Source organism: Saccharopolyspora sp. NPDC002686, from assembly GCF_040295745.1.
Lineage (GTDB): Bacteria > Actinomycetota > Actinomycetes > Mycobacteriales > Pseudonocardiaceae > Saccharopolyspora > Saccharopolyspora oryzae.
On record NZ_JBEOVY010000174.1, the window covers coordinates 1 to 15,831 of the forward strand.

Here is a 15,831-nt window from a genome sequence, read left to right on the forward strand (position 1 = left end):
GACCGGGATCCGCTCGCCGACCTGGAACCGGTCCACGGCCACGACCAGCTCGTCCGCGCTGCCGACCTTGCGCTCGCCGACCCGGATGATCACATGTGCCCGCAGCCGGCGAACTCGAGCAGTTCCGCGTTCGGCATCCGCCGCGCCGCTTCTCCGGCGATCCGGTGCAGGTCGGTGGATTCGAGCTCGCCGACCACCAGCGCGGTCGGCGCGGCGATCTGCTCCAGCCGGCTGCGCACGTCCAGCTCGAGGAGGCCTCCGGTGGCGGTGTGGTGGTTCATGATCGTCGTCATCGCCATGTCCCGGCACCGCCGCCGGATCTCCGGATCGACCTGGTCCGGCTCGCGGTGCGGACCGTCCACCGCGAGCTGCACGAGGGCTTCGACGTACCCGTCGGCGTCCATCGCCTGCTTGGCGACCTCCTGCACGCGGTGGTGCTCCAGGACGAACGGGTCCTGGAACTCCACCGGCGGCGCCCCCGGCCCGAACAGCACCATCCGCTCGACCCGGTCCGGGTGCTCGAGCGCGAAGGTGAGCGAGGTGGCCCCGCCCATCGAATTGCCGACCAGCGAGGCGGTTTCGAGCTGGAAGTGGTCGAGCACCGCCAGCAGGTCCTGGTACGGGTGGTGGTCGCGCGTCGCGGTGCTGGAGCGCCCGTGCGAGCGCGCTTCGTAGCGGATCAGCTGGTGGTCCTCGGCGAGTTCGAGCTGTTCGTCCCACATCCCCACGCCGAGGTAACCGGCGTGCAGCAGCACGATCGGCGGGCCCGAGCCCACCACCTCGGCGTAGAGCTCGCCGTCGGGAACCTGGATCTTCGTGGATTCGATGGCGTCCATGACAACCAAAGTGTCATAATGACACCGTGGTTGACAACTCCCCGCTTCCGCCGGAACAGCTCGGACCGCGACTCGCCGAGGTCTACGCCGTCCTCGGCCCCCTGTACCGCCGCGTGGCGCGGCTGGTCGAGCACGACAGCCCGCGCAACGGCCTGTCCATCGGCGTCCGCGCGGTCCTCGAACGGCTCGAGCTGACCGGCGCCGCCGAAACGGTCCCCCAGATCGCGCGCGCCCTGGAACTGAGCCGGCAGTTCGTGCAGCGCATGGTCAACGACGCGCTGGAGCAGGACTTCGTCGCGCTGAAACCGAACCCCGCGCACCGCCGCTCATCGCTGGTGGAGCTCACCGAGGAGGGCCGCGCCGCCATCAACGCGCTGCAGAGGCGCGAGCACGACGCGATGGGCCGGGTCGGCGGCGACCTCACCGACGCGGAGATCGAGACGACGCTGCACGTCCTGCGGCACATGCTCGCCGCCGTTCCCGAAACCGAAGGGGAAAATTCCCGTTGACGCAAAGAACCGGGCCAGGTGATCGCTCACCTGACCCGGTTCTGCTGAGCTCAGCGCCCCTTGCGCTCGCGGAGCTTGGTCAGCGCCTCTTCCAGGATGGCCATGCCGTCCTCGTCGCTGCGCCGCTCCTTGACGTACGCCAGGTGGCTCTTGTACGGCTCGTTGCGCCGCGCCGAAGGCGGGTTCTCCTGGTCCAGGCCCGCCGGCAATCCGCAGCGCGGGCAGTCCCATTCCTCCGGAACATCGGCGTCCATCGCGAACGACGGCCGACTGTGGTGCCCGTTGCTGCACCAGTAGTCGACGCGCTTGCGCGGTGCGGCTTCCCCCCGTTCCGCCTCGCTCGCCGCCGGGCCGGAGCCCACGCGCGTGCCGCGGATGGCGTTACCACCAGTCATCCAATCCTCACCCACCAAGCGGCCCTGGGTCGTCGACCGGCTGGGTGCCGACCGATCAACCGATCTTGATCAACAGGCCGACTCCGACGATGGAGATCACCCACAGCGCCATGACGAACAACGTCATCCGGTCGAGGTTCTTCTCCGCCACGCTGGAACCGGCCAGGTTGGACTGCATACCGCCGCCGAACAGCGAGGAGAGGCCACCACCCTTGGCCCGGTGCAGCAGCACCAGCAGCACCAGCAGCACACTCGTCACGATCAACATGATCTGCAGGAAAAGAGTCATCACGTCCTCGTTCGCACAGCGGTTCGCCACCAAGCGTACCGGGCCGCCAACAGCGAGTTGACCACTGTCCACCGTTTGCCAGGATGACGCTCTCACACCGCCCCACCAGGGGCATCCCCCAGGGTGGGAAAACCGCACGAGGGGCGCCTTTCACCAGTTTTACCCGGTGGGAAGGCGCCCCTCGGGCTTCACCAGCTCCGGGTCACGGAAGCGGGCCGCCGGCCGCCATCGCGGAGAGCTTGGCGAACTCGTCGCCGTTGAGGCTCGCACCGCCGACCAGGGCGCCGTCCACGTCCGCCTGCCCGACCAGGTCGCCGATGTTGCTCGACTTCACCGAGCCGCCGTAGAGCACCCGCACCTCGTCGGCGATCTCCTTGCCGTACTTCTCGGCCAGGGCCGCGCGGATCGCGCCGCAGACCTCCTGCGCGTCCTGCGCGGTGGCCACCTTGCCGGTGCCGATCGCCCAGACCGGCTCGTAGGCCACGACGACCTTGCTGATCTGCTCGGCCTTGAGGCCCTTGAGCGCGTTGATCAGCTGCGTCGTGCAGTGCTCGACGTGGTCGCCCGCCTCGCGGACGTCCAGCTGCTCGCCGACGCACAGGATCGGCGACATGTCGTTCTTCAGGACCGCGCGGACCTTCTTGCCGACCAGCTCGTCGGTCTCGCCGTGGTACTCGCGGCGCTCCGAGTGGCCGACCACCACGTAGGTGCAGCCCAGCTTGGCCAGCATCGGGCCGGACACCTCACCGGTGTAGGCACCGGACTCGTGCACCGAGATGTCCTGCGCGCCGTACTTGAGCTTCAGCCGGTCCCCGTCGACGAGGGTCTGCACGCTGCGGATGTCGGTGAACGGCGGCAGCACCGCCACCTCCACCTTGGCGAAGTACTTCTCGGGCAGCGAGAAGGCGACCTTCTGCACCAGGGCGATGGCCTCGAGGTGGTTGAGGTTCATCTTCCAGTTGCCCGCGATCAGCGGCGTCCTGGCCATGTTCAGCGCTCACCTTCCAGGACGGCCACACCGGGCAGGTCCTTGCCTTCCAAGTACTCCAACGAGGCCCCGCCACCGGTGGAGATGTGCGAGAAGCCGTCCTCCGGCAACCCCAGGGTCCGCACCGCGGCGGCCGAGTCACCGCCGCCGACGACGCTGAACGAGTCGGAGTCGACGATGGCCTGCGCGACACCGCGGGTGCCCTCGGCGAACGCCGGGAACTCGAACACGCCGGCCGGGCCGTTCCAGAACACCGTGCCCGCCCCGCGCAGGATGCCGGCGAACTGCTCGACGCTGCGCGGGCCGATGTCAGGCCCATCCAGCCGGCCGGGATCGCGTCGGCGGCCACGACCTGGGTGTCGGCGTCGGCGGCGAAGCGGTCGGCGACCACCACGTCCACCGGCAGCACCAGCTTGTCGCCGTGCTCGGCCAGCAGCTGCTTGGTGGACTCGATCTGGTCCTCCTGCAGCAGCGAGGCGCCGACCTCGTGGCCCTGCGCGGCCAGGAAGGTGTAGGCCATGCCGCCGCCGATGAGCAGCTTGTCGACCTTGGGCAGCAGCGCCTTGATGACGCCGAGCTTGTCCGAGACCTTCGAGCCGCCCAGCACCACCGCGTAGGGGTGCTTCGGGTCGCCGGTCAGGGTGCGCAGCACCTCGACCTCGGCGAGCACCAGCCCACCGGCGTAGGGCGAGAGCCGCTTGGCGACGTCGTAGACCGAGGCCTGCTTGCGGTGCACGACACCGAAGCCGTCGGACACGAACGCCGCGTCCGGGCCGACCAGCGCGGCCAGCTCGTCGGCCAGCGCGCCGCGCTCGGCGTCGTCCTTGCTGGTCTCGCGGGCGTCGAAGCGCACGTTCTCCAGCAGCGCCACCGAGCCGTCGGTCAGCCCGGCCACCACGGACTTCGCCGAGTCGCCGACCAGGTCGGCGGCCAGCGGCACGTCGGTGCCGAGCAGCTCGCCGAGGCGGCGGGCCACCGGGGCCAGGGAGAACTTCGGGTCCGGCTCGCCCTTCGGGCGACCGAGGTGCGCGGTGAGCACCACCTGGGCACCGGCCTCGGTCAGCTTCCGGATGGTCGGCAGGGAGGCGCGCACCCGGCCGTCATCGGTGATCTTCTCGCCGTCCAGCGGCACGTTGAGGTCGGCACGCACCAGGACACGCCGACCCCGAACGCCCTCGGACAGCAGATCGTCGAGGTTCTTCACGCTCTGCTCCTCAGCTACGGGAAGACCCGCACGAGCCGAGGCTCTGCCAACGGCTCATGCGGGTCTCCGGATCAGATGTCAGGCCAGCTTCTTGCCGACCAGGTCGACGAGGTCGGCCAGGCGGTTGGAGTAGCCCCACTCGTTGTCGTACCAGCCGACGATCTTGACCTGGTTGCCGATGACCTTGGTCAGCGGCGCGTCGAAGATCGTCGAGTGCGGGTCGGTGACGATGTCGCTGGAGACGATCGGGTCCTCGTTGTACTTGAGGATGCCCTTGAACCGGCCCTCGGCGGCGGCGGCCTTGAAGGCCTCGTTGACCGACTCGACGCTGGCGTCCCCGCGGACGGTCGCGGTCAGGTCGGTGGTGGAGCCGGTCGGCACCGGGACGCGCAGCGCGTAGCCGTCCAGCTTGCCGTTGAGCTCCGGCAGCACCAGGCCGATCGCCTTGGCCGCACCGGTGCCGGTCGGCACCACGTTGACCGCGGCGGCGCGGGCGCGGCGCAGGTCCTTGTGCGGGCCGTCCTGCAGGTTCTGGTCCGCGGTGTAGGCGTGGATGGTGGTCATCAGGCCCTGCTCGATGCCGAAGGCGTCGTCGAGGACCTTGACCATCGGCGCCAGGCAGTTGGTGGTGCACGAGGCGTTGGAGATGATGGTCTGCGAGCCGTCGTACTTGTCGTCGTTGACGCCCAGCACGACCGTCAGGTCCTCGCCCTTGGCCGGGGCGGAGATGATGACCTTCTTCGCGCCGCCCTCGTCCACGTGCTTGCGGGCGTCCGCGGCGTTGGTGAAGAAGCCGGTGGACTCCACGACGACGTCGACGCCCAGGTCGCCCCACGGCAGCTTGCCCGGGTCGCGCTCGGCGAGGATCTTGATGAGCTTGCCGCCCACCTCGAGGCCCTCACCGGTGACCTTGACCTCCTGGTCGAGGCGACCGAGGATGCTGTCGTACTTCAGCAGGTGGGCCATGGTCGCGACATCGCCCAGGTCGTTGGCGGCCACGATCTCGATGTCGTGATCGCTGGCGGTAGCTGCACGCCAGAAGTTCCGCCCGATCCGACCGAAGCCGTTGATGCCTACGCGAACGGTCACGCCGATCTCTCCTCGTGACTGACCCGGCCGACGACGCGGCGGGTGAGGTTGATGGTCTCGACTTCACCCTATCTGCCATCGGGGCCACCGCACGCGGGCGGGCGAGGCGGCTCACGCCGCGAATCGGCAATACCCGCCAGCTGGCGCGCGCGGATCTGGGAAAACCCGCATCACCGCTGGTCATCGGCACCTTTTCGGACCGGCTCGCCGTGATCGGAATCTCTGCACCGGTTCTGGCCGACCCCGGGAAATCCACAGTTCCAATTGGAACTGTGGATTTCCCGCGAGCCGATCGCAGTTCTCGTCGAATCCGCGGTCGACGGCCGGATCAGGCGTCGGCTTCGAGCATCTCCGCGGTGACCGCGGATTCGGTGTCCGGAAGGCCCAGTTCGCGGGCGCGCTTGTCGGCCATCGCCAGCAGCCGCCGGATCCGGCCGGCCACCGCGTCCTTGGTCATCGGCGGGTCGGCCAGCTGACCGAGCTCCTCCAGCGAGGCCTGCCGGTGCGCCAGCCGCAGCCGGCCCGCGACCAGCAGGTGGTCCGGCGCCGTCGGGCCGAGCAGCTCCAGCGCCCGCTCCACCCGGGCCGCCGCCGCGACCGCCGCGCGGGCCGAGCGGCGCAGGTTCGCGTCGTCGAAGTTGGCCAGCCGGTTCGCGGTGGCCCGGACCTCGCGGCGCATCCGCCGCTCCTCCCAGGACAGCACGCTGGAGTGCGCACCGAGCCGGGTCAGCAGCGCGCCGATCGCGTCGCCGTCGCGGACCACCACCCGGTCCGCGCCGCGCACCTCGCGGGACTTGGCCGCCACGCCGATCCGCCGCGCCGCGCCGACCAGCGCCAACGCCGCCTCCGGGCCGGGGCAGGTGACCTCCATCGACGAGGAGCGCCCCGGTTCGGTCAGCGACCCGTGCGCCAGGAACGCGCCGCGCCAGGCCGCTTCCGAATCGCAGGCACCGCCCGAGACGACGTGCGCGGGCAGGCCCCGCACCGGACGTCCGCGCGGGTCCAGCAGGCCGGTCTGGCGGGCCAGCCCCTCGCCGTCGCGCACCACGCGCACCACGTAGCGGGTGCCCTTGCGCAGCCCGCCGGAGGTGATCACGTGCACGTCGGAGTGGTGCCCGAACAGCTCGTGGATCTCCTTGCGCAGCCTGCGCGCCGTGGAACCGCTGTCCAGCTCGGCCTCGACCACCACCCGGCCGGCAACGATGTGCAGGCCACCGGCGAAGCGCAGCAACGAGGAAACCTCAGCTCGTCGGCAGCACGTCTTCGTCACCGACAACCGGCTCAACTCGTCCTTGACCGCCGCGGTCATCGCCACCGGTCCGTCCTCCTCTCCAGTGCGGCACGCAAACACGCCGCGAGCGCCTCCGGGTCGTGCCGTCCCGGTACGGCGGGTGCGGCGATCTCGTCCAGCAGAGTCCGCGCACCCAGTTCGGTCGCCGCTGCGCGCAGCCGGTCCGGCGTGGGGACCGAGTTCGCGTCGGCCAGCACTGCGTCGACCCGCAGCCGCGGCGCGTGCTGCGAGAGTACGTCCAGGTGCTGCTCGGGTGAGAAACCCGCCGTCTCACCGGGCTGCGGCACCAGGTTTAGCACCACGAACCGGCGCGCCGACGTGCGCACCAGGGCTTCGTGCAGCTCCGGGACCAGCAGGTGGGGCAGCACGCTGGTGAACCACGAACCCGGTCCGAGCAGCACCAAGTCCGCTGACAGCACCGCTTCGACCGCTTCCGGACAGGCTGCCGGGCGGGTCCCGCCGTTCGCCTGCAGGCTGACCTGTTTCACCCGACCGGGCGTACTGGCGATGGCGACCTGGCCGCGGATGGTCCGCACCGCGTCCGGGTCGGCGTCCAGCCCGACGACGTCGGCGGACATGTCCAGCGGCTCGGTGGACATCGGCAGCACGCGGCCCTGCACGCCGAGCAGCCGGCAGGCGTGGTCGAGCACCTGCACCGGGTCGTCGAGCACCTCCAGCAGCCCCGCCAGCACGAGGTTGCCCACCGCGTGCCCGGCCAGCGCGCCGCTGCCGCCGAAGCGGTGCTCGAACACCGTCGACCACAGCTTCCCGTCGGGGTCGCCGTCGGACAGCGCGGCCAGCGCCTTGCGCAGGTCACCGGGCGGCAGCATGCCGAGCTCGCGGCGCAGCCGACCGGACGAGCCCCCGTCGTCGGCCACCGTCACCACGGCCGTGACGTCCGTGGTGATCTGCCGCAGCGCCGACAGCGTCGCCTGCAGCCCGTGCCCGCCGCCGAGGGCGACCGCGCGCAGCTCCCCGCTCACTCGCGCCCCAGGTCCCGGTGCACCGTCTTGACCATCATCCCGTCGTCCTCCGCCAGGCGGCGGGCCAGTTCCTCGGTCAGCGCGACGCTGCGGTGCTTGCCGCCGGTGCAGCCCAGCGCCAGCGTCAAGTACCGCTTGCCCTCGCGGTGGTAGCCGGCACCGACCAGGCGCAGCAGCTGCTGGTAGCTCTGCAGGAACTCCTCGGCGCCCTCCTGGCCGAGCACGTAGTTGCGGACCTCGTCGTCGAGGCCGTTGAACTCGCGCAGCTCCGGGATCCAGAACGGGTTCGGCAGGAAGCGGCAGTCCATCACCAGGTCGGCGTCCATCGGCAGGCCGTACTTGTAGCCGAAGGACAGCACGGTGACCCGGGTGCGGGTGCTGGCCTCGGTGCCGAAGGCGTCCTCGATCTTGGACCGCAGCTGGTGCACCGACAGGTTCGAGGTGTCCAGCACCAGGTCGGCCTCGGAGCGCAGCCGGGACAGCAGCGAGCGCTCGGCGGCGATGCCGTCGGCCAGTCGTCCCTCGCCCTGCAGCGGGTGGCTGCGCCGCACCCCCTCGAAGCGGCGGATCAGCACCTCGTCGGTGGCCTCCAGGAACACCACCTTCGGCTTGTAGCCGCGGGCGTCCAGGTCCTTGATCACCGCGCCCAGGTCTTCGGTGAAGGCGCGGCTGCGCACGTCCATCACCACCGCGACGCGGGTGACCGCGCCGCTGGAGCGCGCCCCCAGCTCCACCATGGTGGCGATCAGCTCGGGCGGCAGGTTGTCCACCACGAACCAGCCCAAGTCCTCCAGGCACTTGGCCGCGGTGCTGCGGCCCGCCCCGGACAGGCCGCTGACCACGGCGACCTCGATGCCCGACTCCTCAGTCACTGCTCTCCCCTTCAGCGTTCTCCGTCGCCGGGCCGGGCCCGGCTCCCCCGTCCGCCGCCAGCGCCGAATGCACGGTCTCGGCGGTGCGGCGGCCGATCCCGGGGACCTCGGCGATCTCGTCCACCCCGGCCTGGCGCAGCTTGCGCACCGAACCGAAGTGCTTGAGCAGCGCCGTGCGGCGCGTTTCGCCGAGTCCCGGAATCGCGTCCAATGTGGAGCTTGTCATGCGCTTGCCGCGCTTCTTGCGGTGGTAGCTGATGGCGAAGCGGTGCGCCTCGTCGCGGACCCGTTGCAGCAGGTAGAGCGCTTCGCTGGTGCGCGGCAGGATCACCGGGTCCGGGTCGGCGGGCAGCCAGACCTCCTCCAGCCGCTTGGCCAGGCCGATCACCGCGACGTCGGTGATGCCCATCTCGGTGAGCGCGTCGGCGGCGGCGTTGGCCTGCGGGGCGCCACCGTCGATGACCAGCAGGTTCGGCGGGTAGGCGAACTTGCGCGGACGGCCGGTCTCCGGGTCGACGCCCGCCCCGACCTGCGGCTCCTCGGGTTTCTCGGCCTTGCCGGTCTCGCTGAGGTAGCGGTGGAAGCGGCGGCGCACCACCTCGTCGATGGACCCCACATCGCCGCCCTCGGCGCCTTCGCGGACCTCGAAGCGGCGGTACTCGGACTTGCGCGGCACGCCGTCCTCGAACACCACCAGCGAGGCGACCACGTCGCTGCCCTGCACGTGGCTGACGTCGATGCACTCGATCCGCAGCGGCGCGGTGTCCAGCGCCAGCGTCTCCTGGAGCTCCTGCAGCGCCGCGGAGCGTGCGGTCAGGTCACCGGCGCGGCGGAGCTTGTACTGCTGGAAGGCCTCCTTGGCGTTGCGCTCGACGGTTTCCATCAGCGCCCGCTTGTCGCCGCGCTGCGGCACCCGCAGGCTCACCCGGCTGCCGCGCAGCTCGCCGAGCCAGCCGGCGATCGTCTCGGCGTCCTCGGGCAGCTGCGGCACCAGCACCTCGCGCGGCACCGGGCTGCCACCGGCGTCGGCCTGGTCGGCCAGCGAAGCCTGCTCGCCGTAGAACTGGGTGAGGAACTGCGAGGTCAGGGCCTCGGTGTCCATCTCCTCGACCTTGTCGATCACCCAGCCCCGCTGACCCCGCACCCGGCCGCCGCGGATGTGGAAGACCTGCACGGCGGCGGCCAGCTCGTCCTCGGCGAAGGCGACCACGTCGGCGTCGGTGCCGTCGCCGAGCACCACCGCCTGCTTCTCCATCGCACGCCGCAGCGCCTCCAGGTCGTCGCGCAGCCGGGCGGCGCGCTCGAACTCCAGCTCGGCGGAGGCGGCCTGCATCTCCTTGTCTAGCTTGCGCATCAGCTGGTCGGTGTGGCCGGCCAGGAAGTCGCAGAAGTCCTCGACGATGCCGCGGTGCTCATCGGCGTCGACCCGGCCCACGCACGGCGCCGAGCACTTGCCGATGTAGCCGAGCAAGCAGGGGCGGCCGATCTGGGAGTGCCGCTTGAACACCCCGGCGGAGCAGGTGCGCGCCGGGAAGACGCGCAGCAGCAGGTCGAGCGTCTCGCGGATGGCCCACGCGTGCGCGTAGGGACCGAAGTAGCGCACGCCCTTGCGCCGCGGGCCGCGGTAGACGAACAGCCTCGGGTACTCCTCGTGCAGCGTCACCGCCAGCACCGGGTAGGACTTGTCGTCGCGGTAGCGGACGTTGAACCTCGGGTCGTACTCCTTGATCCAGGAGTACTCCAGCTGCAGCGCCTCGACCTCGGTGCCGACGACGGTCCACTGCACCCCGGTGGCGGTGGTGACCATCTGGCGGGTGCGCGGGTGCAGCCCGGCCAGGTCGGCGAAGTACGACGACAGCCTGCTGCGCAGGCTCTTCGCCTTGCCGACGTAGATCACGCGGCCACCGGCGTCGTGGAACCGGTAGACGCCGGGGGCGTCCGGGATCGTGCCGGGTGCGGGTCGGTAGGTGGACGGATCGGCCACACCACCACCCTACGTGCGAGGTCCGACCGCGCGGATCTCGGTGCGCGGCGCTCCACCCGGTCGCGCGGCGAGGCACACTGGTGATCCACGACGATGATCGGCCCGGGAGGCCGCGCGCCTCCCGCAGCAGCTGGGAGGTCAGCCGTGAGAACCGATCCCGATCGCGCGGCGCTGTCCGAGGTCGCCCCCGGAGTGCACGCCTGGGTCCAGCCGGACGGCAGCTGGTGGATCAACAACGCCGGTGCGGTGTTCGGCGACGACGCAGCAGTGCTGATCGACACCTGCGCGACGGCGCAACGCACGCAGCGCTTCCTCGACGCCGTGCAGGCTGCCGGTGGGGACCTGCCGATCCGGTTCGCGGTGAACACCCACCTGCACGGCGATCACACGCACGGCAACGCCCTGCTCCCGGAGTCCACCGTCCTCATCGGACACCCGGCGACCCGCGACGGCATCCTCGACGACACGATGCTCCAGAACCCGCCTCCGGTCTGGAGCCCGACGCCGCGGTGGGGCATCGCCGAGCACCGCGCTCCGACGGTGACGCTGGAGGAATCGCTCACCCTGCACGCGGGCGGGCGCCGGGTCGAGCTGCACCACCCCGGCCATCCCGCGCACACCCGCGGCGACGTCGTGGCCTGGGTCCCGGACGCCGAGGTCCTGTTCACCGGCGACCTGATCTTCCACGGCGTGACCCCGCTGGTGTTCATGGGATCCCTGGAAGGCGCGCTGAAATCCCTCGACTGGCTGGCCGGGTTCCGCGCGAGGACCGTGGTCCCGGGCCACGGCCCGGTCTTCCCCGGTCTGTCGCTCCCCCGCATCCTCGAGAACCACGCCCGCTACTACAGGTTCGTCCTCGACACGGCCCGCCAAGCCCGCACCGACGGCCTGACCCCGCTGGAAGCGGCGAAGCGCTGCGACCTCGGCGAGTTCGCGACCTGGCCGGACCCCGAGCGGATCGTCCTCAACCTCCACCGCGCCTACGCCGAAGCCGACGGCACCGACCTGGACCTGGCCGCAGCCTTCACCGACGCGGTCACGTACAACGGAGGTCCCCTCCGCTGCGCCGTCTGACCCCGCCGGGCTACAGCGGGCGCGGGATGCGCTCTTCGACCGGGGCGAGGGCGATCGGGAGCGCGGGGAGGGTTTGGTACCAGTAGGCGACCGAGGAGACGTCGTCGGAGCGCTTGTTGGCGTGGCCGTGCTCGATGCTGACCACGATGGACTCGTCGAACACCACCGGATCTTCGACGTGGAACCGGTAGTAGGAGACCTGGCCGCTCCAGTTCTCCCCGCCCGGCATGGTCAGGCCGTGGTAGGGCGCGTGGTAGGTCTGGGCCGGGCACCACGCGGTGTTGAAGTAGTCCTCGGTGCCGGTGCCGTGCAGCCGCGGGGGCCACGGTTCGCCGTCGATGAAGAACATGTCGTCGCCTTCGCCGTACCAGTTCCAGTCGGTGGTGTGGCGGAGGTTGTGCACGTTGAGCACGGTGCCGACGTAGTGCCCGCGCCCCTGGGCCTCCAGGATCTTGTAGTTGCCCTCGCCGCCGATGTTGGTGCCGCCGAAGAGGAATTCCTCGTTGGTCTGGTCGCCCTGCTCGACGCCGTCGGTCGGGTTCTGCCGCCGCCACTGCGCGTGGAAGTAGCCCAGTTCCGGGTCGGCCTCGGTGTAGGTCTCGTAGTCGACGTAGTAGTAGAACGTCACCGGTTTGACGCTGAGCTCGCTGATCAGCTCGATGCGGGCGCGCCCGGCGAAGGGCATCGCGAACCAGCAGTTGAAGCCCTTGCCGTCCTGCGGGCTCATCTGCAGCGGCGCGGACACGAAGTTGGCGCTGCGCCCGTGGCCCATGCCGAAGAAGTCCCCCAGCGGCACCAGCACGGCCGGCTGCGACTGGTCGTCCCAGGTGATCTTGAGGACCAGTCGCCGCAGGTAGTCGCCCTCCAGCTCGGCGGGCTTGCCCACGTGGTCCAGCGCCACCGTGCACCAGATGTGCGTGATCACGCCGGGGCCGCGGATGTCGGCCAGCTCGCGGGTCTGCCCCGGCTCGACGCGGACGTTGTCGGTGTTGCCCCCGGTGCGGTCCCAGCTCGACACCCGGCCGCGCCGCGTCGCCCGCAACCGGGGCAGGTCCCGCAGACTGCTGCCGTGATCGCCGTAACCAGCCAAGGCTTCCTCCCCAGAAGTGATGTGTGCCCCTGATCACTTCTTACCACGGGGAAAGGTCCGCCCGCGTTCATCCGAACCAGTGCTGTGGAACGCGAAGACGCCCCCGGCCGGGGGCGTCGTTCACCTGGTCCTCAGCGGGTCGGCGGCTGGTAGTTCTCGATGCGGCGCAGCACGTTCCGGATGCGAGCCCCGTAGAACGGCGAGAGCGCGTAGCCCGGGTAGCTGGCGAACCAGCTGGCGCTGCCGAGGCTCACCGCGTCGGCGCCCGCCCAGAAGTACTCGCGGCAGTCGTCGAAGCTGCGGATGCCGCCGGTGGCGATGATCGGCAGGGTCACGCCCGAGTCGCGCAGCTCCTTGACCACCCGCAGGCCGATCGGCTTGATCGCGCGCCCGGACAGGCCGCCGAAGCCGTTCTTCAGCAGCGGCTGCCCGGTGTTCGGGTCCAGCCGCAGGCCCTTGACGGTGTTGATCGCGGTCAGCGCGGACACGCCGTGCTTGGCCGCCAGCTTGGCGTGGGCGGTGTAGCCGTAGTCCGGCGAGAGCTTCAGGATCACCGGGTGGTTGCTGCGCGGCACCGCCTCGGCCAGCACCGACTCGATGATCTGGTCGAAGTCGAAGTTGACGTTGTGGCAGGAGACGTTGAACTCGACCGCGGCGATGTCGCCGGCAGGCACCGCGGCGTTGACCTTGTCCACCAGGGTCACGAACTCCTCGGCGGAGAACCCGCCGACGGAGATGATGGTGTTCTGCTCGCGGGTGCGCGGGTAGTAGTCGCGCAGGTAGGCGTCGATGCCGACGTTGCACCAGCCGAAGGCGTTGAGCCAGCCGCCGTCGACCTGCCGCAGCGCCTGCCCGTAGCGCTTGAGCAGCGCGGGCAGCTCGTTGAGCGCCCAGTCGTCCTTGGTGGTGAAGTGCCCTTCGCGGGGTTCGACGGTGACCGTGCGGGTGGTGATCGCGCCGAACCGCTCCAGCGGGACGAAGTGCGAGATCGGGCTCATGCCGTAGGCCATCACCTTGGCGTTGGCCACGCCGTAGCCGAGCAGGCTGGACGAGGTCACCAGGCGGTTGCGCAGTCTGATGTCGCCGAGCCGAACGCCGGCTTCGGCCGGGACGTCTCGCACCAATCGAAGGTTGCGCTCCTGGGCCACGCTCACGATCTTCCTCCTACGGCGTCGACGACCTGCGCGTCGCAGCGTCGACGTCCATTGTCCCCCATTCACCGCCACCCACCCCAGCGGGCTCGATCACATGCTCTGTTCGTTGTCTTGCATTTCGCACATGTCTGATGTTCGATCGAAACCGTGGAAAGTTCGGAACGCACATCGATCATCGTCGAACGGCTGCGGCTGGCCGAGCGCGTCACGGTCGCCGAGCTGGCCGAGGCGACCGGCTGCTCGGAGATGACCATCCGCCGCGACCTCGACCAGCTCGCCGAGCAGGGCGTCCTGCGCCGGGTGCGCGGCGGCGCGGTGAGCTTCCTGCGCGGCCACTCGGCGCCGTTCCCGCTGCGCGAGCGCGACGAGCTGGCGACCAAGCAGCGGTTGGCCGCCGCGGTCGACGAGCTGATCACCGACTGCGAATCGGTGATCCTCGACTCCGGCACCACGACGCTGGAGGTCGCCAAGCGGCTCGCGCACCGCCGCCTGACCGCGATCCCGCTGGACATGCACGCGGCGAACGCGCTGAGCAACGTCCCGCAGGTGGACCTGCTGCTGCCGGGCGGGCGCGCGAAGCCGGGCGAGCTGTCGTTCACCGGCCACCTCGCGGAGGCCTCGCTGCGCGCGCTGCGGGTGGACACCACGGTCCTCGGCGTGTGCGGGCTGTCCGCCAAGCACGGCCTGACCGCGCACGACCTGGAGGAGGTGCCGGTGAAGCAGGCCGCGGTGGAGGCCGCGCAGCGCGTCGTCGCGGTCTGCCACGGGGCGAAGTTCGCCCGCACCGGTCTGGGACTGGTCTGCCCGGTCACCGATCTCGACGTGGTCGTCACCGACTCCTCCGCACCGGAGGAAGCACGCGCTGAACTGGCGGCGGCCGGAGTGGAGGTCCGCGTTGTCTGAGGCGATCGTGGTCCCGCAGCGGGCGCGGTGGGCCGTCACGGCGTACTTCACGATCACCGGCGCGGCGCTGGGCACCTGGACCGCGCGGATCCCGGCGATCAAGCAGGACCTCGGGCTGGACGACTGGCAGGTGACGCTGGCGCTGTTCGCGGTCGCGGCCGGTTCGGTGCTGGCGATGCAGGCCGTCGGGCACCTCGTCGACCGGTTCGGCAGCGCGCGGGTGCTGGGTCCGGCCGGGCTGGCGATGTCGGCGAGCCTGCTGCTGCCGGGTTTCGCCACCGACCTGCCAGTCCTGCTGATCGGCCTGCTGGCGTTCGGCGCCGGGCACGGCACCGTCGACGTCGCCATGAACACCCACGCGATGCAGGTGCAGCGCAGCTACGGGCAGCCGATCGTGAGCACCTTCCACGCGATGTTCAGCGTCGGCGGACTGCTCGGCGCCGGCGTCGGAGCGCTGGCCGCGCACGCGTCGATCGGGGTCGGCACGCACTTCGCGCTCGCCGCCGCAGCGCTCGCCGCGGTTTCGCTGCTGGCCCGGCGCGAGCTCCTCCCCCGTGAAATCCCCGTGCAGAGCAGCACTTCGCCGCAGCGGCGCGGGATTTCGCCGGGCATCGTGTTCCTCGGCGTCCTGGCGTTCTTCTGCTCGGTCGGCGAGGGGTCGATGGCCGACTGGTCGCCGCTGTACCTGCACGACGTGCTGGAGACCACCCCGGCGGTCGCGGCGATCGGTTACGCGGTGTTCTCCGCGATGATGGCCGTCTTCCGCTTCCTGGGCGATTTCCTGGTCGCCCGCCTCGGCCCGGTGGTGCTGGTCCGCTGCTGCGGCGCGATCGCCGGAACCGGCCTGGGGATCGGGCTGCTGCTGCACCACCCGGTGGCGGCGATCATCGGCTTCGCGCTGTTCGGCATCGGGCTGTCGTGCATCATCCCGCAGGTCTTCAACGCGGCGGGCAACCGCGACCCCAGCCGCAGCGGCCGGGACCTGGCGCAGGTCAGCACCCTCGGCTACGGCGGTCTGCTGGCCGGACCGGTGGTGATCGGCATGATCTCCAGCTGGACCGACCTGAGCATCGGCCTCGCGGTCCCAGCCGCCCTGGCCCTGCTGGTCGCGCTCTCCGCCCCGGCGGTCCGCCCCCGCTGATCCGGTCGTGGTGGGGGGGGGGGTGTGGG

At 70.7% G+C, this 15,831-nt stretch carries 15 protein-coding genes and 1 pseudogene; 4 read left to right on the forward strand and 12 right to left on the reverse strand.

Annotated elements, in window-relative coordinates:
- Window positions 1-89: 89 nt before the first annotated feature.
- On the reverse strand, window positions 90-836 hold the full coding sequence (locus ABTZ89_RS22120) for an alpha/beta fold hydrolase (RefSeq protein WP_351047669.1): 747 nt from the start codon (window positions 834-836) through the stop codon (window positions 90-92).
- Between the two features lie 26 nt (window positions 837-862).
- Here ABTZ89_RS22120 and ABTZ89_RS22125 point away from each other — a divergent pair, with 26 nt between their 5' ends.
- The gene (locus ABTZ89_RS22125; protein ID WP_351047672.1) at window positions 863-1,345 is read left to right on the forward strand and encodes a MarR family winged helix-turn-helix transcriptional regulator; all 483 of its coding nucleotides are present in this window, start codon (window positions 863-865) and stop codon (window positions 1,343-1,345) included.
- Between the two features lie 50 nt (window positions 1,346-1,395).
- Here ABTZ89_RS22125 and ABTZ89_RS22130 read toward each other — a convergent pair whose 3' ends face one another.
- The 9 genes and pseudogenes from ABTZ89_RS22130 to uvrC form a co-directional block, all read right to left on the reverse strand.
- A complete protein-coding gene (locus ABTZ89_RS22130) occupies window positions 1,396-1,740 on the reverse strand; it encodes an RNA polymerase-binding protein RbpA (RefSeq protein ID WP_270950173.1) in 345 nt (114 codons plus the stop codon).
- A gap of 55 nt (window positions 1,741-1,795) precedes the next feature.
- The gene (gene secG, locus ABTZ89_RS22135) at window positions 1,796-2,029 is read right to left on the reverse strand and encodes a preprotein translocase subunit SecG (protein WP_093155681.1); all 234 of its coding nucleotides are present in this window, start codon (window positions 2,027-2,029) and stop codon (window positions 1,796-1,798) included.
- A gap of 202 nt (window positions 2,030-2,231) precedes the next feature.
- Entirely contained in the window at window positions 2,232-3,017 is a 786-nt protein-coding gene (gene tpiA, locus ABTZ89_RS22140; RefSeq protein WP_351047676.1) for a triose-phosphate isomerase, read from the reverse strand.
- 2 nt (window positions 3,018-3,019) lie between these two features.
- Window positions 3,020-4,221, reverse strand: a pseudogene (locus ABTZ89_RS22145) (phosphoglycerate kinase).
- Window positions 4,222-4,299: 78 nt separating this feature from the next.
- Window positions 4,300-5,310, reverse strand: a complete 1,011-nt coding sequence (gene gap / locus ABTZ89_RS22150) for a type I glyceraldehyde-3-phosphate dehydrogenase (protein WP_351047679.1) — start codon at window positions 5,308-5,310, stop codon at window positions 4,300-4,302.
- A 328-nt stretch (window positions 5,311-5,638) separates the two neighbouring features.
- Window positions 5,639-6,625, reverse strand: a complete 987-nt coding sequence (whiA, locus tag ABTZ89_RS22155; protein ID WP_270950169.1) for a DNA-binding protein WhiA — start codon at window positions 6,623-6,625, stop codon at window positions 5,639-5,641.
- Window positions 6,616-7,584, reverse strand: coding sequence for a gluconeogenesis factor YvcK family protein (locus tag ABTZ89_RS22160; protein ID WP_270950168.1), 969 nt, complete (start codon window positions 7,582-7,584; stop codon window positions 6,616-6,618). Before ABTZ89_RS22160 ends, whiA begins: the two co-directional genes overlap by 10 nt.
- Window positions 7,581-8,456: an RNase adapter RapZ gene (gene rapZ, locus ABTZ89_RS22165; RefSeq protein WP_270950167.1), complete on the reverse strand. Its 876-nt coding sequence runs from the start codon at window positions 8,454-8,456 to the stop codon at window positions 7,581-7,583. The genes ABTZ89_RS22160 and rapZ overlap by 4 nt, the downstream gene beginning before the upstream one ends.
- Window positions 8,449-10,440, reverse strand: coding sequence for an excinuclease ABC subunit UvrC (uvrC, locus tag ABTZ89_RS22170; RefSeq protein ID WP_351047685.1), 1,992 nt, complete (start codon window positions 10,438-10,440; stop codon window positions 8,449-8,451). The genes rapZ and uvrC overlap by 8 nt, the downstream gene beginning before the upstream one ends.
- 144 nt (window positions 10,441-10,584) lie before the next feature.
- Between uvrC and ABTZ89_RS22175 the strand changes: the two genes are divergently transcribed.
- Window positions 10,585-11,514, forward strand: a complete 930-nt coding sequence (locus ABTZ89_RS22175) for an MBL fold metallo-hydrolase (protein ID WP_351047688.1) — start codon at window positions 10,585-10,587, stop codon at window positions 11,512-11,514.
- 10 nt (window positions 11,515-11,524) lie between these two features.
- Here ABTZ89_RS22175 and ABTZ89_RS22180 read toward each other — a convergent pair whose 3' ends face one another.
- Window positions 11,525-12,604, reverse strand: a complete 1,080-nt coding sequence (locus ABTZ89_RS22180) for a glycoside hydrolase family 172 protein (protein ID WP_351047690.1) — start codon at window positions 12,602-12,604, stop codon at window positions 11,525-11,527.
- Window positions 12,605-12,735: 131 nt separating this feature from the next.
- Window positions 12,736-13,758 carry a beta/alpha barrel domain-containing protein gene (locus tag ABTZ89_RS22185; protein WP_270950163.1) on the reverse strand — a complete coding sequence of 341 codons (1,023 nt, stop codon included), beginning with the start codon at window positions 13,756-13,758 and terminating at the stop codon, window positions 12,736-12,738.
- Window positions 13,759-13,905: 147 nt separating this feature from the next.
- Between ABTZ89_RS22185 and ABTZ89_RS22190 the strand changes: the two genes are divergently transcribed.
- On the forward strand, window positions 13,906-14,661 hold the full coding sequence (locus tag ABTZ89_RS22190; RefSeq protein ID WP_351047692.1) for a DeoR/GlpR family DNA-binding transcription regulator: 756 nt from the start codon (window positions 13,906-13,908) through the stop codon (window positions 14,659-14,661).
- A complete protein-coding gene (locus ABTZ89_RS22195) occupies window positions 14,654-15,802 on the forward strand; it encodes an MFS transporter (RefSeq protein WP_351047695.1) in 1,149 nt (382 codons plus the stop codon). The genes ABTZ89_RS22190 and ABTZ89_RS22195 overlap by 8 nt, the downstream gene beginning before the upstream one ends.
- Window positions 15,803-15,831: the final 29 nt, after the last annotated feature.